Raw genomic sequence first — 21,814 nt, 5'->3', positions numbered from 1 at the left:
TTACCAATATTGTTGTACATTTACCTTCTAGTTTTAAAAAAAACCATTCTAAAGTAGTTTAATAGATTTTATTAAAAAAGGAAACTTCCATCTTATTCCTGCATAGATTTAAAGGTAGATAGAAGTAAAGGCGGAGAACAAAAGTGAGTCGATTGAAACGATACATGACATATAAACCTTGGGTCAGTTTGAAAATTGTTTTCTTACTAGTTTGTCTCATCGTACTTTTCCTTTTAGTAGCAAAGCTTTACGTTAATAATACTAACGTCACTGATCAACCTAAGATAGACGAACCAGGGGAAAAAATCATCATCATCTTACCGAGTGGGAAAAAAGTATATACGTATGAAAACTTGATTGTATCTGAGAACGGAAAACTGTACTACAAAGGAGATCGATCAGAGCTTGATTTAACCGGTGGAATTGTCAAATATGAAGATTGGGATTAAAAACGAAAAGCCATCCATCGATGGCTTTTCGTTTTTATATTTTATAGTTTACTTTAATAACATTTGCTTTTTTTAATGTATCGTAAACAATAACGATAGCCGGGCCTAAAAATAAACCAAGAAAACCAATAAGCTTAAATCCTATATACAGACTTACTAAAGATGCTAGTGGTGAAATCCCTAGACTGCTCGAATATACCTTCGGCTCAATGATCCTTCTTATTACTGTGATTAACCCGAATAAAATAATTAATCCTACTCCTAGCAATTGATTTTCCTGTAATATTGCCACAATTCCCCAAGGGACTAGAACAGAGCCTGTACCCAAAATAGGTAATATATCTACAATGACTATTAATAATGATAAAAGAGTTTTATTTGAAACACCTAAAATCCATAATCCTGTGAATGCCATCACAAAGGTAATTACACTTAAAAATAGCTGAGCCTTTATAAAGCCAACCCCTGCCCATGTAAGCTGATTGATGACAAGGGATGCTTTCTTTAAACTTCCCTCTGTTAGATGTCTTTTTATATTCTCTTTTAATCTAGGTAGCTCTAATGAAAACAGGAATAAAGCAACCAAGTATACTAAAAATTCAATTAAAAAACCAGGTATGGCTGTTAATAAAGATATGATGGTTTCAAACATAGTTTGTAAGAAGGCATCTAAGGAAGCGATACTTGACTCTATCGTGTTTTCCATCGATTTTAACACTTCTTCTGGAAGTGTTTGTAAATATCTTTCTAAACTACCCATTATTGGTAAAATGGTACTCCGATAAAAATCCTTTACAAAAGTCGGAGTGCTCTCTGACAAACGAAGAGTTTGTTGAATGACTAAAGTAAAAAAGTGGTAGCCAATGATTACTAAACCTAATATGTACGTTAAGAATGATGCTAATACCGCATGCACTCGTGCAATCTTAAGTTTATTTTTATAAAACTCAACTAATCCTTCTAAAAATATAGCTGTAACTAAAGCAAAAACTAATGGCAAACTATACGGCAGTAAGAAAAATCCTACACTGCACAAGATGATAATGATAAGAAGCTTTTTTAGCATGTATTTCTCTCCTACTTTCCTTCCATAGTATTAGTATACAGCCATTTTCATATGGAAAAAAGAGTTAACATGAAATAAATATAAATGGAATGGACAATGACCCCATCTAATAAATGGATCAATTGTCCTTTACCAACTCATTATATTTGCTTAGAAAACTGTGATAAATACTTAAAATTTAAACGACTGTGTTGGTGAATTAAGTGAGCAGATCTCGTGGCATCTGTTTTTCTCAAAGTATTAAGGGCTTTAATCATTTCTTCCGCGGTACCAATTCCAATCCCATGACCAAAGTATTTATCTTCACCTAGAAATACAACATTTTCTCCAATCCAAACCGGATTATGATAATCTGGATTGTAAAAATACATCACATCCCCCGGAATAAAATCTGAGCCCACTTTTGTGATAATGCCTAGATCCTCATCATAACTCCAATCCCATACGAGTAGGTGATTAAAAAGACGATTAAAAGCTCTTTCGTCAATGGATTGAAGAACAGCATAATAAAATATTACAACGATGGCTGTCGAGCATTCAAACCCGTACTCTGCCCCATTATGAAAAATATCTTTTATTGCATCAGATGGTAGCACATTTGGCTTAAGCATATAACCTCTTGATGTTTTTGACCAATATTCAGAGTGGAATTTTGACGTTTGAAATACGGAAAATTCTACTTCACTTTCGTTCAATGCATTGGCACTATTTATCATATTTTCTCGTAACATCAATTCAAATAAAAGTTCTCTACTATGAACATATCTATGCACTTCACTACTATTCAGTAAGAAGTGGAAAATTTCTGCTTGTTTGCTGGATAATTGATAAGGGGGTGTCTCTACATTCATTCCCGCAACGATAATCATAAATCCTTGATCTCCTTTCTCCATTACTACATGCTATGCTTCGATGGGAAAAGAGGCCCCTTATAACGTAAAAAGGGGGCATTCGCCCCCTTTCCTTACGGTTTTAATATAATTTTCAAGCAATTTTCTTTCTTTTTATTAAATAACTTATACGCTTTTTCACCATCAGCTAAAGGTATGTGATGGGTGATAATATCATTAACCTTTATTTTCTCTTTACTCACTAACTCGTAAAGGAATGGCGTATTTCGTATTGCCGGGGCAAAGCCCATTTTTAGTGTAATATTTCTGGCAAAAAAATCACCCAAAGGAAATCCATTATACCTAAGACCATACACCCCAACAAGTTGTACAACTCCTCCTTTTCTAACAACTTGGCTCGCCATCTTAATTGCTGTAAGGCCGCCCCCTTGCAGAAAAAGTACCGTTTCGAAAAGTTCAACCGGTGTCATTTTACCACTTGCTCCAACACAATCAATAACAATATCTGCTCCCCCTTTGGTTATCTCTAACAAAAGGTCCGATAGCTCATATATCTCCTCAAGATTGAATACCTCTACCCCATTGGTTCTTTTTGCATGTTCCAATCGATACGGAATTCGATCAACGGCAATAACTCGGTTCGCTCCCTTTAGCCAAGCAATCTTCTGTGTTAACAATCCAATCGGACCGCATCCGATTACTATAACCGTATCACCTGGCTTTACATCTGCATTCACTACTCCCCAGTAGGCAGTTGGGAGTGCATCAGCTAAGAGAACTAAAGCATCAACTTGTAGCTCATTGTCATCAGGTACTCTGAACCGAGTGAAATTTGCGAATGGAACTCTCAACCATTCTGCTTGGCTTCCAGAATAATCTCCGTACAGACGTGAACAACCAAACATGGCACCCGCTTCTGGCTTTTCCTCTTTATTCGCAAGATCACACTGGCTTTCTAGACCATTTTCACAGTAAAAACAATGTCCACAAGCAATATTAAAAGGGATAACCACCTTATCACCCTTTTTTATTCCAGTTACTTCTTTTCCGATTTCTTCAACGATTCCAACTGCTTCATGTCCAATAACATAATCCTTTTCAAGACTTGGGATCATTCCATGGTATAGATGCAAATCTGAACCACAAATCGAAGATGCAGTAACTCGCACAATGATGTCATCTGGAAGCTGAATGACTGGATCAGGTACATTTTTCACTTCGACATGTAATAAGCCTTGATAAGTTACAGCCTTCAACTTATTCACCCCTTCTAATCAGTGAGAGTCAGCAAGTAGTGAATAAGTGCATCCTGCTCTGATTCAGAAAACCCTGTTGTTTGATCTACCCAAAAGGAGTGTCCTTTACCAGTGACATTCGCTGTGAATAAACTCTTGTTCTTTGCATTGCTTTCAATCACTCTTTCTCTTAACCTTGAGTCAACCATCGCTTTTAGACTATGGTACGGATCAAGAAGCTTCCCTTGTAAAATGGTTTCTGTTACTCCAACCTCTCCATTTGAACCAACAGCAGCTCCACCATCATGTAAGTAAGGAGCACTTCTAGAAAGGTTATAAAGGCTTATCGTTTTGTAAGCTCCCTTTGTATTTGAAAAGCCCCATGCTAGTTGAAGCAACTCCTCTTGTTCAGGTGTTGTTCTTATCACATTTACTTTCGGATTTTCAGGCAGGGGGACAGGCGTTCCATCTTCATATACTTTTGGTACATCGTGATAGTCCTTTAATGCCGAAAAACCCTTTGCACGTGAGGCATTTGTTTTTAGTTCCTCCACAGAAATCAATTTATTGCTCGTTACAAAAGTCCCTGCATGGCAAGAAATACATCCTGCTTTTGTAAATACTCTTTCACCCTTCTCTGATTTTTCTTTATCCTTTTTTATTCCACTTGGTACCGGAGAAAGAGAATTCATGTATGCACTCATTGCATTTAATTGTTCATATACCTTATACCCAGCCGAGCTCGATAGGACCCCTACAGATGTCATATAGGAGGTTTTTGGATAGGTGGGAGATTTAGTCAATCTGTTCACTCCTGGTACTCCTGGTGTGGGGTCTACTTTCGCAAAAAATTCAGATGGCTTTTGCGAAGACTTTCCATCGTAACGATACTTTGGATTCGCAGCATTTTGCAAAACGGTTCCCAGGTATACTTCCTTATCTATTTTCATCGTATACTTACTTATCTCAGAGGCTGAGACCGCATCCATATTCTGTGAATGGGCATTATTAATAGCTGCGGAAATCCCATTAAAAGGACCGATTTGACCTTGTCCGCTCCACCCAAATGGGCGATCACCATTCGTCATCGCATCAGGAACTTGAACAGGATTATTATGTAAATCAATGGTTGTGTCATTACTCCCTGCAGGCCATTTAATAATCTCTGCATCCACGAATTTTTCAAACTTATCTATATCAGGTAAGGCATCTTTTGTTCCATTCGATGTTTCTATTTGTACAGAACTTTGACTAATATACTTTTTAATATCATCTAATTCTGTATGAGTAAAATAGGAGGATGTGTTGGTACCCATTGCAAGAGCAAGACCGATTTGCAAATCCGTATTCGGGACTCCCTCCATAATTTTCCCCTTCTCATCAACTGTAGCATGACAAGCAGCACAGCTAACACCTGCTTTTAATCTTCCTTCATCAAATACGACCTTAAATCCAACTGGGGTCTTGGCCCCCTTAGCCACATCCAGACCTGTATCAATGAAGTCACCTTTTTTTATGCTGAAATCACCAGCTGAAAAATCTTTATACGCTTCAACCCTCAGGTTATTCGTTCCTTCCCCATTTAATTTTAAGATTGCCTTTCCTATGTCCCCCAGTGTTAAAGCCCCGTTAAACATACCTAAAACATCTGAAAAAAACACTTCATTTCCAAAGGTCTCTTCGTAAAATAATTTTCGCCCTAATACTATCTGTTCTGGTGTCCCCATCTCCACTTGGCTTGACATAGAAGCTATTTTCGATTTTTTTCTGGCTCCCTTACATCTTCTGCTTCTGGCACAAAGGCAAAATCAATGGAAACATTTGTTAATGTATAGATGGCAACACCGAAGATAAGCATAATTACTCCAAACAAAAATAAAAATTTTCTCATTCTGCACCTCCATAGCAAACATATTATTTGCCCTATGGAGCTTTACGATACAAAAAAAAGACGCAATGATTATGCGTCTTCCCTAAAAACTATTAACCACAATCAATTGATCTCTTTTTAGACCGATAGGTGATACAGGGTAACGTTTATATAAGACAGGTAGCTTGATATCCTCTAGCTCACCTTCGTATAAGAAACTTCCGTAAATACTACCACCAAGCTCTTTAACAACTTCTTGAAGTATATTTACATGCTTAGAGTTTTCATTTATAACCGCTTTTAAACTCAGCCATTCTTCCTTGTTTTGCAGTGGAAATACAGCTAATTGAATCCTTGGATTATTCTCATTTTCATTTTGAGTTTGATAGCTATATCGATCAACTTTTTGCAAGGGTTGTTTTTGTTGTTCAATCTGTACTAAATCTTCAATCATAGCACTTGCAGTAGCCTTTGAACCAGCTCCTGGTCCTTGGAGCATAAGAGTCCCAACCAAATCGGTCTTAATAACTATGCCATTGTCTACCCCCTCCACATTGTAAAGAGGATGTTCGGTACTTACAAACGTTGGCTTTACGGTTGCCTTGATTCCCTTATCCTCTTTTTTCAAAGTGGCCAAAAGCTTTAACCTTAATCCATATCCCTCACCTAAGGCAAGATCTTCTAATGTGACTTCTTCAATCCCAATTCTTTCAACCTTTTCCCAGTCGGGCTGCTCATGGTAGATTAAACTACTTAAAATCATTTGCTTATAGAATGCATCTCTACCAGAAATATCACTTTCTGGGTTAGCCTCTGCGTAACCGAGTTGTTGTGCCTCTTGAAGGCATTTTCCAAAGCTTAATTTTTCATTTCTCATTTTCGATAAGATGTAATTGCTTGTTCCATTCAAGATACCTTCTAGAACTAAAATCCCATTCACTTGGAGGAGTTGAATAATCGTTCTAAGTAAAGGAATTCCCCCCGCAACGGCTGCCTCAAACGTTAAGAACTTACCTTTATTTAAAGCATATTCCGTAAGCTCCTCACCACGATTTGCAAGCAATTCCTTATTTGCACTTATAACATGACAGCCCCGATCTAAAAATAACTTTGTATAGGAATAGGCTGGTTCAATACCAACAATCGCTTCGAACACATAGTCTATTTTCGGCAGAGCTAAGATTTCGTCAATCTTTGTAGTGACAATAATATTTTGCGGAAGTTGGCGTTCCTTTTCTGACTTCACTAATATACCAACAATTTCAACCTTTTTACCAATTACATGTTCTAGCTTCTCCTGATGAGTATGAAGGATGGAATCATAGACACCTGAACCTACCGTACCAAATCCTAAAAGAACCACTTTCACCGTTTCCATCATATTTTCCTCCTCTGATAAAATAAAAAACCCTCTTCTAAAGAAGAGGGTTTTTTGTTATCATCTCTTCTTATCTGTCAAAGCACGATTGCTTTGCAGGAATTGGCACCGTGTTTTCTATAAATAGAAAATCGGTTGCCGGGTATCATCGGGCCAGCCCCTCCACCACTCTGGATAAGAAATCCAATATTGAATTCATTTATGGATAATAATAGCACAAACTTTTTTTAAAAGTAAAGAAGATTTATAGAATCTTACCATTTTGCCATAAGATTATATATATCTTGAAGAGTCTCATATCCCTTTTGCTGAACTTTATCAATAAAAATACACCAAAGAACAGCCGTCAATTTAGCGTCTCCTAATGCGTGATGTCTGTCCAATACTTCTATCCCATATCTCTCGCAAATATCCTCAAGCTTGTTTTGAGTTAATTCTGGATCGGCAACTCTTGATAGAAATGATGTATCAATGATGCGATGTTTTTGAGGGGCTTTGAATTGTTTCCAGTTCGCTGCTTGCAAGAAGTTTTTTTCATGATTTGAATGGTGTGCAACAAGTGGCGTTCCTCTAGCAAAGTGATAAAAATCCAGTAGAACATTTGATAACGGTGGTGCACTCTTTAGATCCTCTTCAGAAATTCCTGTTAATTCCTTCACCTGGTGTGGAAGTTCTTTATCATATTGAACTAAAGAATAAAAGGACTCGGCTTCCTTCACATACGCACCTTTTGTCTTTATAGCACCAATAGACAAAATTTCATCGCCTTTTTCAGGAAAGAAACCCGTTGTTTCAAGGTCAAAAACCGTCACCTCTAATTCAGACAATGGAACCAGCAAAGCATTCTCTGAATTCAGTTCTTTTTGAATTTGACGCAAAAAGGCAACATGCTGACCGTTTTGTCCCTGTAAGCCACTATATACATTTGTCCCAAGTTTCCCCTGGATTCCCCTCACAAAATGAATAAACGGTTCAAACGCCATGGTTTCCACCCTTTTCAATCATTCTTTGTACGTATTGCTGCAGCTTCTTTCCATCCTTTAGTATCTTTTTAATTAGTTTTTGATTATCTTTCGTAAGTTTTTTTACATACAAGTAGTGAGAATCATCATAAGAAGACGTTAATGAAAGGTAGTCTAATCGAAACTGGAGAAGTTGCGAAAAATTCTCCAAGTAATGAGATAAATCCTCATACTTTTCTAATTTGTTTAGCTCTTTTAATCTGCCTATCGTACTAGTCTCAATTATCCCTTCTTTCCATGCCAATAGCCGAATTGCATTCACATATGGTATAAAAGCAGAATACTTCAAATCAATAGATCCAGCATGAATTCCCTTCTCCTCAACAATGATTTGTCCTAGGGGACCAATCGTCTTTTTGACATGTTTAACATTTTCTAATAATCGGCTTAAAAATTGAGGGTGGGAGTGACTATATTCGTGAATCACGTTTTTTAGATGATAAAGGAGATCAGGGTCACCTACAAGTTTTCTAGCATCATAGAAAATCTGCAGATTGCGAATCGAAACCCAACTGCTCTCCTCCATCCAACTTACCACCTGTTTATTCCAACTCGAAGCTGTTTGACACCATAGTGGATTTGAACTCATTACCTTGCCATCACAGAAGGGGTAACCAACTATTTGTAATCCAATTGATAATTCCTTTCCTAATTCACTAAAATAATAACCTGCCTCTCGACTATCTTCTTGGAAAATAATCCCATGATCTTGGTCACTTATTAATCCTTGTTCAAATCGTCCCCCGCTACCTGTAATAAACCATACAAAGGCGCACGGAGGTTCAGCAGTCATTCGGGCACTCGCAGTCTCAAATACCTTTATCATAATCTCGTCGTGAAACTTATTTAGAGATTCTGAATTTGATAAATACCCTGCAACATGAGTTTCTTTCCATAATTTTATTGATTCATATGAACTCAAATCTTACACGCCCTTTAAGTAGATAAGGAAAGCCCCATAAAATGAGGCTCTCCTTATTAATTATGAAGAAACTTTTTGGTTTTCACTAGTTAAAAATACTTCTGGATAACCGTAGCTACCATGTTCACTTACATCTAGACCCATAATTTCTTCCTCTTCAGTAACACGAAGGCCACCGATTACTTTCTTTACAATCGCAAGGATAGCGAACGATACTACAAACGCGTATAGTCCAGACACCCCAACACCCATTGCTTGAACTCCAAGTTGTTCTAATCCACCACCATAGAATAACCCTGGCTTACCAACTGTTGCTAATTCTGGTGTTGCAAAGAACCCTGTAGAAAGCGTTCCCCATACTCCTGCAGCACCGTGAACAGATAGTGCAAAAATCGGATCATCAATTTTACGTTTTTCAAAGAATCTCGCACTATAGAATACTAGAATTCCAGCAACAAATCCGATAACAACCGCTGCCCAAGTATCAACGAATGCGCATGATGCTGTAATAGCAACCAGACCTGCTAGTGCACCATTTAAAATTGTTGGAATATCTGACTTTCCTAATACAACCCAGGAAATAATTAGTGCTGCCACCGCACCAGCACCTGCAGCTAAGTTCGTATTAAGTGCTACAAATCCAAAGAATCCAGCGTCAACTGAAACAGTACTACCAGCATTGAATCCAAACCAACCTACCCAAAGAATAAGAACACCTAATGCTGTAAATACTTGGTTATGTCCATAAATATTGTTTGCAGAGCCATCTTTATTATATTTCCCAATACGTGGTTTTAATAGAATAGTAGCTGCTAATGCCGCCATAGCTCCCGTTAAGTGAACAACTGTTGAGCCAGCAAAGTCTTGCTTTCCATGTTCTGCTAACCAGCCACCGCCCCAGATCCAATGAGCAACTACCGGATAAACTAATGCAGAAAACAATAATGTAAAAATTAAATATACGGATAATTTCGCACGTTCAGCAAAGCCACCAAGAGCAATTGTAATAGCAATTCCTGCGAATGCTAATTGGAATAAAAAGAATACCGAAGAATTTAGCGCTAAATCTAATTCTGCCCCACCGTAGAAAAAGTTAGATAAACCTACAAAGAAGTTAGCATTGTCACCAAAAATAAATCCAAAACCTACTGCCCAGAATACTAGTGAAGATAAACCGAATGTAAAAATGGTTTTACCAGCAATATGACCCGCGTTCTTCATTCGAGTGGAACCAGCTTCTAGCATGATAAATCCACCGATCATGAAGATAACTAACACCGCCGATACCATTACCCAGAGACTATTCATTAAGTAGTTTACATCCATTTTTCTTTTCCCCCTTAAAATTGTTGTGTAACTTTACTTAACATTATAATGTCATAAAATATAACATTAGTTCGATTAAGTTTATTTTAAACGATATCTATAAAGAGTCAATAATATTTACAAACATTCTTAAAATTCCATGTAAGATAATCTAACAAAACTTGAATGTAACCCCTTTCTATATCGTTCGACAACAAAAAACACCATCTTCCACAAGGAAAATGGTGTTATTTCGTGCTTATTTCATCAACTAGCTTTTCAGCTACTCGGCGATAATGATTACTAATATTTATTAGGGAGGCGATTAGGAGAACATTTTTTAAATAAAGATTAGCATCTTCCGTGGTATCTTCCATCTCTTCAATCACATCTTGCCAGTGTGATTTTACCTCTTCGTTAAAAGATGTAACATTCTTCATGGCCAAATTTAGATAGGATGAATAAAATTTCTCTAAATCCAGATTACCCGCTTGAATACCGTCGTTCAAACCAACTAATGTAGTCTTAATATCATTAATAGACAAGCCACCCTTAAGCTGGAATATGAGGCTAATGAGTATAAGGTGTTCCTTTGAATACTTCTTATTTTTTATTGGAATAAACAATTTATCCTTTGCGTAATTGTTTATCATCGTTTTCGTTAATAACTTCTCATCTTTATTTCTTTTCGTATCATTAAATTTCTGATCAAATAATTGAATCACTTGATCCATATATAAATCAATTGCTGGAATGTCATCCATTGTAATTTGTTGATGCAATCCTAGCTCGTCAATAAGCTCATCAAGATGTTTCATAATACTCTCCCTTTTCGTTTATATACATTTCAATTTTACTTCACAATTCATTATTAGTAAATGTTGACTAGTTGTCGTAATACGTATACTATAGTAAGTAGTTATAAAAACTACATACAAAAAGGAGAGAAGCACATGCTTTCTTATATTAGAGAACCTATCAATGGTCTTACCCATTTAGCCGGAGCCATTCTTTCGTTTATCGCCCTCTTAGCGTTGGTGATTAAAGCTTCCTTAACAACGAGCTCCGCTTTGGCAATTACATCCGTTATCATTTTTGGGATAAGTATGATATTGCTTTATTCAGCCTCAGCCACATATCACATGGTTGTTGCAAAAGATTCGGTCATTGCTTTTCTGCGAAGGCTTGATCACTCAATGATTTTTATTCTCATTGCAGGGACATATACTCCTTTTTGTTTAATTAGTCTAAATGGATTTACCGGTTGGCTTCTGTTTACTATTATCGTGTTTGCTGCTCTTTGCGGCGTTTTATTTAAAATGATTTGGTTTAAATGTCCTCGTTGGTTATCAACAGTTATTTATATTGTAATGGGTTGGATGGTAATCTTTGTCGCTTCTCCCCTTGCAGATATTTTGAGCAGTTCTGGTTTATTCCTACTTGTTTTAGGAGGAATTTTTTATACAATTGGCGGTATTATTTACGGAGCGAAACCTAAATTTCTTCAATCACGTTTTATGGGGTTTCACGAGATTTTTCATATTTTCATCATGCTCGGATCGACTGCTCACTTCCTATGCGTGTATATGTATGTTCTATAAAAATAAATCGATACAATAAAAGCCATTATCCATACACAGATAATGGCTTTTATCTAAATATTACATCATACTTGGAGGGATTTTTCCCGCTGTATCTTTTAGTACAGCAGGAGGTGTATCATGAATATAAGGTGGTGCAGGGTTTAATTTTGGTTTTTTGGCAAGAGGTACTGGATTTTCAACATATTGAAATACTCCTTCACCATCCATACTTGGACCACTAGCCCATCGACCACTTGCACTTTCATTTCCTGCGGATAAATTAAACAACACATGTGATACTTCTCTTTTCTCTAAATTACGTGGGAACGTGCTTGGAACCACAACATTTTCTTTAGCTTCTAGTTCCTTAATGGCTGCAATCCACTGGTTTTGATGCATCGTATCACGAGCGATTAACCAGGAAAGCATATCCTTAACTCCTCGGTCATTCGTCATTTCATACAATCTTACTACCTGTAATCTTCCCTGAGATTCAGCAGTTAAATTGGCTCTAAAATCAGCTAATAAATTTCCGCTAGCAATAATATAATCTGCCGTCCATCTATTCCCAACACTATCGGCTGGCATTGCACCCAGACCTGAAACAATTGCATGTTGCGGGTTCATCCCTCCTAAAATTGCACCAATTACCGGATCTTTAGCAGCCTCCTCTAAATCACCTACCGGAGCTCCGTCCAAAAGCCTAGCAATCATAGTGGCTAACATTTCAATATGAGCTAATTCTTCAGCTCCCGTATCCATTAATAAATCCTTATATTTTCCGTTTCCACGCACATTCCATCCTTGGAATAAATATTGCAAAGCAACAGATATTTCACCGAATTGTCCACCTAGCACTTCTTGCAGATTTTTAGCAAAGAGCGGATCCGGTCTTTCAGGCTTGGCTTGATATTGAAGTTCTTTCACATGATAAAACATTGAGTCACCCTCCAACTTATGTGGCTATCTATAAATCCCTTATAAAACCGCAATGTTATTGTATGGTTTCATTAGGTATTGGGTGACTGTCCATAAATATCAATTTAGGAAATTTAAAAAAGCTCGAAACCTAAATAACAAGGTTTCGAGCTTTTTTAGTATGACCTGTGAGGGACTTGAACCCCCGACCCCCACCCTGTCAAGGTGATGCTCTCCCAGCTGAGCTAACAGATCTCTTTTATAGTACAAATTATATTATACTTGATTTATGAGAATTGTCAATATCATCACACATATATCATAAGTCTCTCATTTTTCTTTAATAAGTCCCATGTATCCCTGAATGATCTCAAAAATTTTCCCAACTTTCTAACTCTACAAGTCTATTGATTTTATTTAAAAATTATCACTATACTTACCTTACAACCTCTCAAGGTTGAACCTTTAAGTTGGGAAGGAGTTCATACATGAGAAAAAGAACTTTAGGCTCTGTGCTTATTAGCGCAGCAATGGGACTATCATTATTTGCAAGCGGTGCACTAGGCGCGCAGCAAGAAAGTGCTTCAAAGGATACTTATCGAGTGTACATCCAAGGACCTCAGAGTGAAAAGGGTAAAGCCAAACAAACGTATGGATCGCGCTGGGACTTTGGAAAGGATGGGTTTTCAACAACGGTAAATGAAAGTCAGTACAACGCTTTACTTAAAAACAAGAATCTTACCATCCAAGTGGTTGAAGAGGTAAGTCTCGAAGATCGTACAGAAGCAAACGCAAAACCTGGAGTATCTGCACAAGCTCTCCCTAGTGACCAAACACCTTGGGGGATTCAAGCAATCTATAATGATAGTTCTGTTCAAAAAACATCCGGGGGCGCAGGAATTAAAGTTGCTGTGTTAGATACCGGTGTTTATACAAGCCATATTGACTTAGCAGGTTCAGCTGAACAGTGTAAAGACTTCACTCAAAATCGTTCACCCTTGATAAACGGATCGTGCTCCGATAAAAACGGTCATGGAACACATGTCGCTGGTACAGTATTAGCTCATGGCGGTAGTGACGGACTAGGAATTTATGGAGTGGCTCCTGAAGCTGACCTTTGGGCTTACAAGGTACTAAACGACCGTGGTTCAGGCTATTCCGATGACATCGCTGGAGCTATACGACATGCAGCAGACGAAGCAACAAGAACAGGTTCAAAGGTTATAATTTCCATGTCCCTTGGATCAAGTTCAAAAGATACCATGATTGCAAATGCAGTTGATTATGCTTACAGCAAAGGTTTATTAGTGGTTGCAGCTGCTGGTAATAGCGGTTCTGCAAGCAACACCATTGGTTACCCAGGTGCTTTAGTTAATGCCGTTGCGGTGGCTGCACTTGAAAATGTTCAACAAAATGGAACTTATCGAGTCGCTGATTTTTCATCAAGAGGCAATCCGAATACTGATGGTGATTTCGTAATTCAAGAGCGTGATATTGAAGTATCAGCACCTGGTGCAGCAATAGAATCTACTTGGTATAATGGTGGATATAACACAATTAGTGGGACATCTATGGCTACACCACATGTTTCTGGTTTAGCGGCGAAAATATGGGCAGCTAACCCTTCACTCTCACATACACAGCTTAGAAGCGAACTACAAACTCGTGCAAAATCATACGATATATACGGCGGAGTTGGTGCGGCAACTGGAGACGACTATGCCTCAGGTTTTGGATTCCCTCGTGTAAGATAAAGCTAGAGTAAAAACCATTCAGTTTTCGCTGGATGGTTTTTTACGTTCGAAGTATCGTCCTTTTTTCCTGTATTCAAAAATATCTGAAAAATAGGTTTACATTTATGCTAACGGTGATAAAGTATAATCAATAGGAGGTGATTTCGTTGCAATTCGGACCTTTAATTAAGTATTATCGTACTCAAAAAGGTCTTACCCAAAAGGAGCTTGCTAATGGAATTTGTTCCGTTTCCCATCTAAGCAAAATTGAAAATAATGGAAAGGAAGCAAATGATGAAACCATTTCTTTCTTGCTCGATCGATTACATATAAGCATAAATCGGGCCGAGGAACAGGAAAAAATTATCGGTGACTTATTAAATACATTAAATGAAAAGATTTATTTTTACCAAAAAAACGAGGTTAAAGATATTATCAACCAGTTAAAGAATTATGACGCAATTATTCCGTTTACCTCTTACCTACATACATACGAGCTGTATAAGATGCGTTACCTATTATTTCTCGGTAATGTAGATCAAGCCGACCACCAAAAAGAAATTCTTAATAAACTAAAGAAATCATTTTCCCAACAAGAAATCTATTTATTTCATTATTGTATTACGGTACTGTATATATTAAAGGGGCAATTTGAACAAGCGGATCAACAGTTTGACTCCTTATTTCAAATCAGTCATGACTCTTCTTCGGGCGAATTCTTATATTATCGTTCAATGGTAAAGGCTGCCTTACAGCAGTCCGGTCACGCCATTCACTTTGCAAAAGCAGCCCTCCAATCCTACATGAATGAGCATAATTTTATTCGGATCCTTCATTGCTTAATGCTCTTAGGAATTAACTACACTCATTCTGGAATCTTCGAAGAAGCAAAAAGCTGTTTTCACCATTTAGAAAGAAATGCAACATTATTAAACGAAACGAATCTCCTACCTCAAATTTATCATAATATCGGTCTTCTTTATAAAAAGCTTGAAGACTACGATAAAGCAATGTTGTATATAAATAAAAGTCTTTCCTTACAATCATCACCTACCACTCATTGTCTCGTTACACAGTATGTTAAAGGTCAGGTTGCTTATGAGATGCAATTACATGAAGTTGCAAAAGAAGCCTTTACCATCACATTTACTCTCTCAGAAACTCTAAATAATAAAAAGTATTCCATTCTTTCAAAATATTATCTCCTTGCATTGGAGAATCAATCAAAGTCAATCCAATTCGTTATTTTAACTGTTATTCCATATTTAGAAAGCTCAAATGAAAATAAAGATGACTTAGTTATGTTTTATCAATTACTTTCCAAACATTATCATTCAACTGGTATGTTTGAGAAAGCAATATATTATTTGAATAAAACCATTTAGGAGGATATTATGAAAAAATTAATCCATTCCTTTGTTGTCATCGCATTTATTCTTACAGCTTCAACAGGTGCAACATACGCTCTATCAAGCTCCGATGCTCCACAGGGCCACCCAATTTTACCTCCAGTGAAAGAAGCATAAAAGTACGGCGGTCTGAGAAACTTCAGACCGTCGTTTTGTTTTGTTTTAAGTAAAATAGATATTAATTTAAAATAATTATAAAAAAGTATTGATTTCTGAATGAGAAGTGTTATCATTAACTATATACTCGATCTGAACTTCCCAAATTTCTAATCTACTAATAAAGAGGTTCTTTTATGAATAATGAATTAGAATTAGATTTCGAAAAACTTATCCCTTTATTAAAAGAACGTGGACTACGGATTACGCCACAAAGAATACTAATATTAAAAACAATTGCTTCCATGAAAGGCCATCCAACTGTGGATGACATACATTCAAAACTCCCCTCTATTAGTATTGCAACCATCTACAATAATGTAAAAATGTTTGTAAAATTAAATATATTAAATGAATTACCCTATGGTAATGGATTAAGCAAATATGAATTTAAAATGGATGAACATTATCATGTGATTTGTCATATATGTGGAATAATTGAAGACTTCAAATATCCATTATTAAGAGAAGTGGAAGATATAGCTAATAAGTTAACTAAATTTCGTGTTCATTCTCATCAACTCGAGCTTTATGGAGTATGTAAAAATTGTAGTGAAAACAAAGAAGTTACTAATTAAAAAAGAAGGCGAATAATATGCATAACAGTGTATGTCCTAAATGTCAATCTCCCATAAAATATTTAAAACATAGTGTGATCTGTAAATGTGGAAGTAAGTTTAAAATCAGAAAAAATTAACCATTCCCTTAAAACTGCCAAAACATGTACAGTTTTTTATTTTTTAGTTTGTATGCCCTTGTCCCTTTTGTCAAAAAATAAGTATGAATAATGATGAAAAGGCGGAGATGGAATGAAAAAAAACAACTCATCAAAAATTGCTGGTAAAACCTTTGAGCCCTCTGATTACAACAGCGAAAACCAACTCGAAATGGGATTGGCCCAAACACATGAACAAGCAAGTGATGGTTATTATGAAGGGACGATCGACCAAGAACTAGAGAAGAATGACTGATTCAAAAAGTGTGGATTTTTTTCCACACTTTTTTTCATTTATTGAATAAAGAACATTCGTTCGCATATAATAAAAGTAACACGATCCACTGCGAGGGATGTAAATGCACCGATTATTAATGAAGTCACTACAGGAAAAACAACCTGTAGAAATTATTTATGTTTCTGACAAACAACACATCACTCAGCGAATCATACTCGTAAATGAAATCAAACCTCACTATATTAGAGCCTTCTGTTTTTTACGTAAACAAAATAGATTATTTAAAATATATAATATTTTATCGGTTTCTCCTAAAAAGCAAAAAGAGCCTTATATCAGCTAGGCTCTTTTTGCTCTGTTCTTATCCTATGGCTCTAGTTGCTTCAGGTCTTTTAATAATGATTTGAAGTGCAACTAATACTCCAAACGTCACTAACCCTATGATGTCAGTAACCCCTTCTGGATAAATCAGAAGAATCCCACCGACAATTCCAACAATTCGTTCCCACCAGAATAGCTTTCTCATCCAATACCCGATAACTCCTGCACCTATCGCCATCATACCTGCAAGTGCAGAGAAGATGACCCAGATAAGGTACGTCCATGTTGTATCAATCATTAACAACTCTGGCGATAAAACAAACATATACGGAATGATAAATGCTGCGATAGCCAACTTCGCTGATTGTACACCTGTACGAATCGGCTCGCCTCCAGAAACACCTGCTGCTGCAAAAGCTGCTAATGCAACCGGAGGTGTAATGTCAGCGATAATTCCGAAATAAAACACAAATAAATGTGCCGACAAATCAGGTACACCAAGCAATATGATTGCTGGTGCAGCAATTGTAGACGTAATAACATAGTTAGCTGTTGTTGGAGATCCCATACCTAGCACAATCGCTGCAAGCATGGTTAACATTAAAGTTGGAATTAACGCTCCACCAGCAAGATCTAATAACCCATTAGCAAGCTTTAAGCCTAGTCCTGTTTTTGTAACAACCCCCACAATGATACCAGCTGCAGCGGTAGCCGCTGCTACTCCAAGCGCCGTTCTTGCACCATCTACAAGCGCTTCAATAATCCCTCTAATACCTATGCGTGTCTCTTTATTAATAGCTCCTACAATAATTGCTACAAGGATGGAAAAAAGTGCAGCTCTTGTTACTGTCATACCAGAAGTCATTAACACGATTACTGCGATAATCGGTGTTAATAAATAGAAATTTTTAAGCACTTCTTTTCGATTAGGCATTTCCTCATCTTTTAAGCCTCTTAGTCCAAGTCGCTTGGCTTCAAAGTGAGTCATAATCCATATTCCAGCAAAATATAACAAAGCTGGAATAGCAGCAGCTTTCGCAATTTCCCAATATGTTATTCCACCAATAAATTCAACCATTAAGAATGCTGCAGCACCCATGATTGGTGGCATTAACTGTCCACCTGTTGATGCCGCTGCCTCTACTGCACCAGCAAAGTCCTTTTTATAACCAAGTTTTTTCATCATAGGGATTGTAAATGAGCCAGAGGTAACAACGTTAGCAACTGAGCTCCCACTAATTGTCCCTTGTAAAGCACTTGAGAAAATAGCTACCTTTGCAGGCCCACCAATTCTTTTTCCGGCAATTGATACTGCCAAGTCATTGAAATACTGCCCAACACCTGTTTTTACAAGGAAGGCACCAAAGAGTAAAAATAAAAAGATATACGTTGAAGATACTCCTAAAGGTGTACCCAAGATTCCTTCTGTTGTATAAAACATCGTTTGAACAAGTCGTTCAAGTGAAAGCCCTCGATGTGCTAAGAAGCTCGGCATATATGGCCCATATACAGCATATGCAAGAAAAAGTCCTGCAATAATCGTTATTGGTAACCCCACTGCCCTTCTCGTTGCCTCAAGCACAAGAATAATGGCAAGAAGCCCAATATAAAAGTCCATATCATTTAACATACCAACTCGTAATACTAACTCATCGATCATTAGTGGCCAATAAGCTCCCACCGCAACTGAAGCTATTGCTAATAATACATCAAACCAAGCAACTTTATGTTTTTTCCCTTTCGTTTTTCTAGCAGGAAAAAGTAGAAATATAAGAGCTAGCGCAAATCCTAAATGAATTGAACGTTGCAATTGAGCAGTGAGAATACCAAAAATACCTGTATAAAGTTGAAATAATGAAAATGATAATAATCCGAGAAATACAATCCAACCTAAAATTCCTGTTAGCTTTCTCGTACCAGCTTCCGGATCGTATTTTTCCAATAGTTCTTCTTGCTGTTCTTGTGACAGAGATTCAAATTTATCCGTCAATGAGATTCACTCCTTTCCATTGTTGATAAAGGTTCATCTTAATTACCTTTATTCTAACCAAAGAACCTGGTTCTACATATTTATTTAAAGGGTACTCCTTGTCTCCATATATCACTGTATGATTAGCACGGACCTTTCCAGTTCTTAGATCAAAGTATGGAAAAATCCGATTCATATTTTTTATATAATATTTCCCATTCTTCTGCTCAAAAACTTCACCTTTTGATGCATTTTCTGGCATCCCGATGGAAAAATCAGAGTATTCAAGTTCATACTGTTTTATATCTCCATCGCTATTCACTTGATAACTCTCAATTACTTCTGATAGATGAATCGAATGTGTATATTTTATTTTAAATTCTAGAAGGTCTCCAAGTGGAATATATACAAGAACCTTACCAGTGTTCTCTAACTGAAAAGTTAGTGCTTTTTTATATGGAATGATTGATAGACAAATGATGAGTAACATACTGAGGAATAAACTTAGAAAGGATTTACTTTTAATCACTTTCCTCATGGTAACACGTCCATTTTCTAATACATATTTATCTCTATAAAGCGAAAAATTGACCGACCAAAATAACCATAATTGGTTATAAAAGCCGGCCGGTCACATTTTCAGCAAACTACTTTATTATTCAGCTTTAATACCTTTTTCATCGTAATACTTCTGTGCACCTGGATGAATGTCAATTCCTACACCATTTACAGCATTTTCAGCAGAAATTAATTTACCTTTAGCATGTGTAACCTTATCAAGGTTTTCAAAAATTGCTTTTGTAATATCATATACTACTTCTTCAGAAAGGTCTGATTTTACGACTAACATTGCTTGAACAGCAACAGTTGCCACTTTATCAGTTAGGCCGTACGTACCAGCAGGAACTTCGTCCTCAACATAGTATGGATATGCTTCAATTAATTCTGCAATTTTATCAGCAGCAATTGGTACAATCACAATATCTTCTGTTGCAGATAACCCTTCCACTGCTCCTGTTGGTGTTCCAGCAGTAACGAATGCAGCGTCAATTGTTCCATCTTGAATACCTGCAGTAGATTCATCAAATGATAGATCTTGCTTCTCGATATCATCAAATGATAATCCATGAACCTCTAAAATTTGTTCTGCATTAGCAGCTGTACCTGAACCAGGTGCTCCTACAGAAACTTTTTTCCCTTTTAAATCTTCAACAGAGCTAATTCCTGAATCTGCAGTAGTAACAATTTGTATTGTTTCAGGATATAATGTTCCAATTGCTTGAACATTATCAACTGCATTTCCTTCAAACATTAATTTTCCGTCTTTAGCGTATGAAGCGATATCAGTTTGTGAAAAGGCAATTTCTGCATCACCAGCTTTAAGTGTGGTCATGTTCTCTGCAGAAGCACCTGATGTTTCAGCGTTTGTTTCAATACCAGTTGCATCCGAAATAATCGATGCAAATGATCCACCTAGCGGGTAGTATGTACCACCAGTTCCACCTGTTACGATACTAATGAACTTTGGTTTTTCAGCACCTGTATCAGCGCTATCCTCAGCACCAGTTCCCTCGTCATTGTTTGCTCCACAAGCAGCAAGCACAAGTGACAGTATCAACATTAGAACAGTTGAGAGAAGAAAACGTTTCTTTTTCAATGGAATTCCCCCTTTTATAATTTTCCAGTTTTTCGTTTCAATTTTATCATAACCCTTCATCAGTTTGTCAAACAATTTGGTACAACTAGCTTATCGCCTACAACTTTACAATCATTCATTCTTTTACACTCTATTTATTTATGTATTTCTATACAGTATTTATACATTAGTAAAATAAATTTATTTCCATACAATATTTTATGATAAAATTTCAATAGTACCTTTATATTCCAGTTAGGGGGAAATGCTAAGTGAATATTCTAAAAGGAACACTCCAAGACTTATTATTTTATAGCTACGAACTTAAAGAAGATATAAACCTTTTGGTATATAAACCAGCCAATTTTTCACCTTTGTACAAGTACCATCTCCTTGTTACAGCTGATGGGAAAGATTATTTCCAATTAGGTCGAATGGCAAGGCATTGTGATGAGCTACTTTCTGAAAAAGAAATAGAAAATATTATTGTTGTTGGAGTTCCTTATCTTACATTTGAAGATCGAAGGGAAAAATATCATCCGAAAGGCAATAATCACGAAGCTTACATCCGTTTTTTGGCCCATGAGCTTATTCCATTTTTAGATCAAGAGTTTCCCACCTTCCAAATGGGGATGGGCCGTGCATTAATTGGTGATTCCTTGGGCGCAACTATTTCTCTACTCGCCGGAATAAAATATCCAAACACATTTGGAAAGGTCATTCTTCAGTCCCCATACATTAATAACAGCATCTTGGAAGAAGTGATTAATGAAAACACCACTAGCCTTCTCTCTATTTACCATAGCATTGGCAAAAACGAGACAGCCGTAAAAATGACAAACGAAAAAGTGTATGATTTTCTTACACCGAACCGGGCACTGAACAAATACTTGAAAAATCACTCTCTTTCCTATGTTTATCATGAATTTGACGGTGATCATACTTGGACATATTGGCAAGGAGACTTGAGAACGTCCCTAAAAACGATGTTTGGTTCATAATGCAAAGGGTATTACGGACCATGTATGGGTATAATTA

At 36.8% G+C, this 21,814-nt stretch carries 21 protein-coding genes, 1 tRNA gene, 1 pseudogene and 1 riboswitch; of the genes and pseudogenes, 8 read left to right on the top strand and 15 right to left on the bottom strand.

Translation table 11 applies throughout. The annotated features are described in order from the left end of the window. Positions 1 to 143 precede the first annotated feature (143 nt). Positions 144 to 449: a hypothetical protein gene (locus ACQ5H4_RS03885; protein ID WP_430773693.1), complete on the top strand. Its 306-nt coding sequence runs from the start codon at positions 144 to 146 to the stop codon at positions 447 to 449. Positions 450 to 483: 34 nt separating this feature from the next. Here ACQ5H4_RS03885 and ytvI read toward each other — a convergent pair whose 3' ends face one another. The 10 genes from ytvI to ACQ5H4_RS03835 all read right to left on the bottom strand — a co-directional run bounded on the left by ytvI (position 484) and on the right by ACQ5H4_RS03835 (position 10,916). Then, the gene (gene ytvI, locus ACQ5H4_RS03880) at positions 484 to 1,515 is read right to left on the bottom strand and encodes a sporulation integral membrane protein YtvI (protein ID WP_430773692.1); all 1,032 of its coding nucleotides are present in this window, start codon (positions 1,513 to 1,515) and stop codon (positions 484 to 486) included. Between the two features lie 140 nt (positions 1,516 to 1,655). Next, positions 1,656 to 2,384 carry a protein-glutamine gamma-glutamyltransferase gene (locus tag ACQ5H4_RS03875; RefSeq protein WP_430773691.1) on the bottom strand — a complete coding sequence of 243 codons (729 nt, stop codon included), beginning with the start codon at positions 2,382 to 2,384 and terminating at the stop codon, positions 1,656 to 1,658. A 95-nt stretch (positions 2,385 to 2,479) separates the two neighbouring features. Continuing rightward, positions 2,480 to 3,622 carry an alcohol dehydrogenase catalytic domain-containing protein gene (locus ACQ5H4_RS03870; RefSeq protein WP_430773690.1) on the bottom strand — a complete coding sequence of 381 codons (1,143 nt, stop codon included), beginning with the start codon at positions 3,620 to 3,622 and terminating at the stop codon, positions 2,480 to 2,482. A 14-nt stretch (positions 3,623 to 3,636) separates the two neighbouring features. Then, positions 3,637 to 5,346 carry an electron transport protein gene (locus ACQ5H4_RS03865; protein ID WP_430773689.1) on the bottom strand — a complete coding sequence of 570 codons (1,710 nt, stop codon included), beginning with the start codon at positions 5,344 to 5,346 and terminating at the stop codon, positions 3,637 to 3,639. 5 nt (positions 5,347 to 5,351) lie between these two features. Continuing rightward, positions 5,352 to 5,492 (bottom strand): hypothetical protein, encoded by a 141-nt coding sequence (locus tag ACQ5H4_RS03860; protein ID WP_430773688.1) that lies wholly within the window; start codon positions 5,490 to 5,492, stop codon positions 5,352 to 5,354. 82 nt (positions 5,493 to 5,574) lie between these two features. Further along, positions 5,575 to 6,849, bottom strand: coding sequence for a homoserine dehydrogenase (locus tag ACQ5H4_RS03855; RefSeq protein ID WP_430773687.1), 1,275 nt, complete (start codon positions 6,847 to 6,849; stop codon positions 5,575 to 5,577). Positions 6,850 to 6,916: 67 nt separating this feature from the next. Beyond that, positions 6,917 to 7,030: riboswitch (SAM riboswitch) on the bottom strand. A gap of 73 nt (positions 7,031 to 7,103) precedes the next feature. After that, positions 7,104 to 7,832 (bottom strand): exonuclease domain-containing protein, encoded by a 729-nt coding sequence (locus tag ACQ5H4_RS03850; protein ID WP_430773686.1) that lies wholly within the window; start codon positions 7,830 to 7,832, stop codon positions 7,104 to 7,106. After that, positions 7,822 to 8,793 (bottom strand): DUF294 nucleotidyltransferase-like domain-containing protein, encoded by a 972-nt coding sequence (locus ACQ5H4_RS03845; protein ID WP_430773685.1) that lies wholly within the window; start codon positions 8,791 to 8,793, stop codon positions 7,822 to 7,824. The genes ACQ5H4_RS03850 and ACQ5H4_RS03845 overlap by 11 nt, the downstream gene beginning before the upstream one ends. Positions 8,794 to 8,853: 60 nt before the next feature. Next, positions 8,854 to 10,119: an ammonium transporter gene (locus tag ACQ5H4_RS03840; RefSeq protein ID WP_430773684.1), complete on the bottom strand. Its 1,266-nt coding sequence runs from the start codon at positions 10,117 to 10,119 to the stop codon at positions 8,854 to 8,856. A 227-nt stretch (positions 10,120 to 10,346) separates the two neighbouring features. Next, positions 10,347 to 10,916, bottom strand: a complete 570-nt coding sequence (locus ACQ5H4_RS03835) for a DUF1836 domain-containing protein (protein ID WP_430773683.1) — start codon at positions 10,914 to 10,916, stop codon at positions 10,347 to 10,349. A 135-nt stretch (positions 10,917 to 11,051) separates the two neighbouring features. Between ACQ5H4_RS03835 and trhA the strand changes: the two genes are divergently transcribed. Then, entirely contained in the window at positions 11,052 to 11,699 is a 648-nt protein-coding gene (gene trhA / locus ACQ5H4_RS03830) for a PAQR family membrane homeostasis protein TrhA (RefSeq protein ID WP_430773682.1), read from the top strand. Positions 11,700 to 11,759: 60 nt separating this feature from the next. Here the strand turns inward: trhA and ACQ5H4_RS03825 are convergent, their stop codons facing one another. Further along, a complete protein-coding gene (locus ACQ5H4_RS03825; protein WP_430773680.1) occupies positions 11,760 to 12,620 on the bottom strand; it encodes a manganese catalase in 861 nt (286 codons plus the stop codon). A gap of 161 nt (positions 12,621 to 12,781) precedes the next feature. Continuing rightward, positions 12,782 to 12,854 (bottom strand) — tRNA-Val (locus ACQ5H4_RS03820). Between the two features lie 233 nt (positions 12,855 to 13,087). Between ACQ5H4_RS03820 and ACQ5H4_RS03815 the strand changes: the two genes are divergently transcribed. The 5 genes and pseudogenes from ACQ5H4_RS03815 to ACQ5H4_RS03795 form a co-directional block, all read left to right on the top strand. Next, positions 13,088 to 14,353: a S8 family serine peptidase gene (locus ACQ5H4_RS03815; protein ID WP_430773679.1), complete on the top strand. Its 1,266-nt coding sequence runs from the start codon at positions 13,088 to 13,090 to the stop codon at positions 14,351 to 14,353. Positions 14,354 to 14,499: 146 nt separating this feature from the next. Continuing rightward, positions 14,500 to 15,717 (top strand): helix-turn-helix domain-containing protein, encoded by a 1,218-nt coding sequence (locus tag ACQ5H4_RS03810; RefSeq protein ID WP_430773678.1) that lies wholly within the window; start codon positions 14,500 to 14,502, stop codon positions 15,715 to 15,717. Between the two features lie 9 nt (positions 15,718 to 15,726). After that, positions 15,727 to 15,858 carry a hypothetical protein gene (locus ACQ5H4_RS03805; RefSeq protein WP_430773677.1) on the top strand — a complete coding sequence of 44 codons (132 nt, stop codon included), beginning with the start codon at positions 15,727 to 15,729 and terminating at the stop codon, positions 15,856 to 15,858. A gap of 176 nt (positions 15,859 to 16,034) precedes the next feature. Continuing rightward, positions 16,035 to 16,475 (top strand): Fur family transcriptional regulator, encoded by a 441-nt coding sequence (locus ACQ5H4_RS03800; RefSeq protein WP_430773676.1) that lies wholly within the window; start codon positions 16,035 to 16,037, stop codon positions 16,473 to 16,475. 234 nt (positions 16,476 to 16,709) lie between these two features. Then, positions 16,710 to 16,868 (top strand): annotated as a pseudogene (locus ACQ5H4_RS03795) (YozQ family protein); the annotation flags it as partial. A gap of 343 nt (positions 16,869 to 17,211) precedes the next feature. On the opposite strand, the gene ACQ5H4_RS03790 reads toward ACQ5H4_RS03795, so the two are convergent. From ACQ5H4_RS03790 to ACQ5H4_RS03780, 3 genes are all read right to left on the bottom strand, one after another. Beyond that, the gene (locus ACQ5H4_RS03790; RefSeq protein ID WP_430773675.1) at positions 17,212 to 19,161 is read right to left on the bottom strand and encodes a TRAP transporter permease; all 1,950 of its coding nucleotides are present in this window, start codon (positions 19,159 to 19,161) and stop codon (positions 17,212 to 17,214) included. Beyond that, positions 19,151 to 19,678, bottom strand: a complete 528-nt coding sequence (locus ACQ5H4_RS03785; RefSeq protein ID WP_430773674.1) for a DUF1850 domain-containing protein — start codon at positions 19,676 to 19,678, stop codon at positions 19,151 to 19,153. Before ACQ5H4_RS03785 ends, ACQ5H4_RS03790 begins: the two co-directional genes overlap by 11 nt. 117 nt (positions 19,679 to 19,795) lie before the next feature. Then, positions 19,796 to 20,797, bottom strand: coding sequence for a TAXI family TRAP transporter solute-binding subunit (locus tag ACQ5H4_RS03780; protein ID WP_430773673.1), 1,002 nt, complete (start codon positions 20,795 to 20,797; stop codon positions 19,796 to 19,798). A 257-nt stretch (positions 20,798 to 21,054) separates the two neighbouring features. Between ACQ5H4_RS03780 and ACQ5H4_RS03775 the strand changes: the two genes are divergently transcribed. Continuing rightward, complete coding sequence (locus ACQ5H4_RS03775) at positions 21,055 to 21,777, top strand: alpha/beta hydrolase (protein WP_430774049.1); 723 nt, start codon at positions 21,055 to 21,057, stop codon at positions 21,775 to 21,777. Positions 21,778 to 21,814: the final 37 nt, after the last annotated feature.

The sequence above is a fragment of the Bacillus coreaensis genome (genome assembly GCF_050586445.1).
GTDB lineage: Bacteria > Bacillota > Bacilli > Bacillales > Cytobacillaceae > Robertmurraya_A > Robertmurraya_A coreaensis.
Note: the sequence above shows the minus strand (reverse complement) of the source record. Positions and strands in the feature narration are given on the sequence as shown.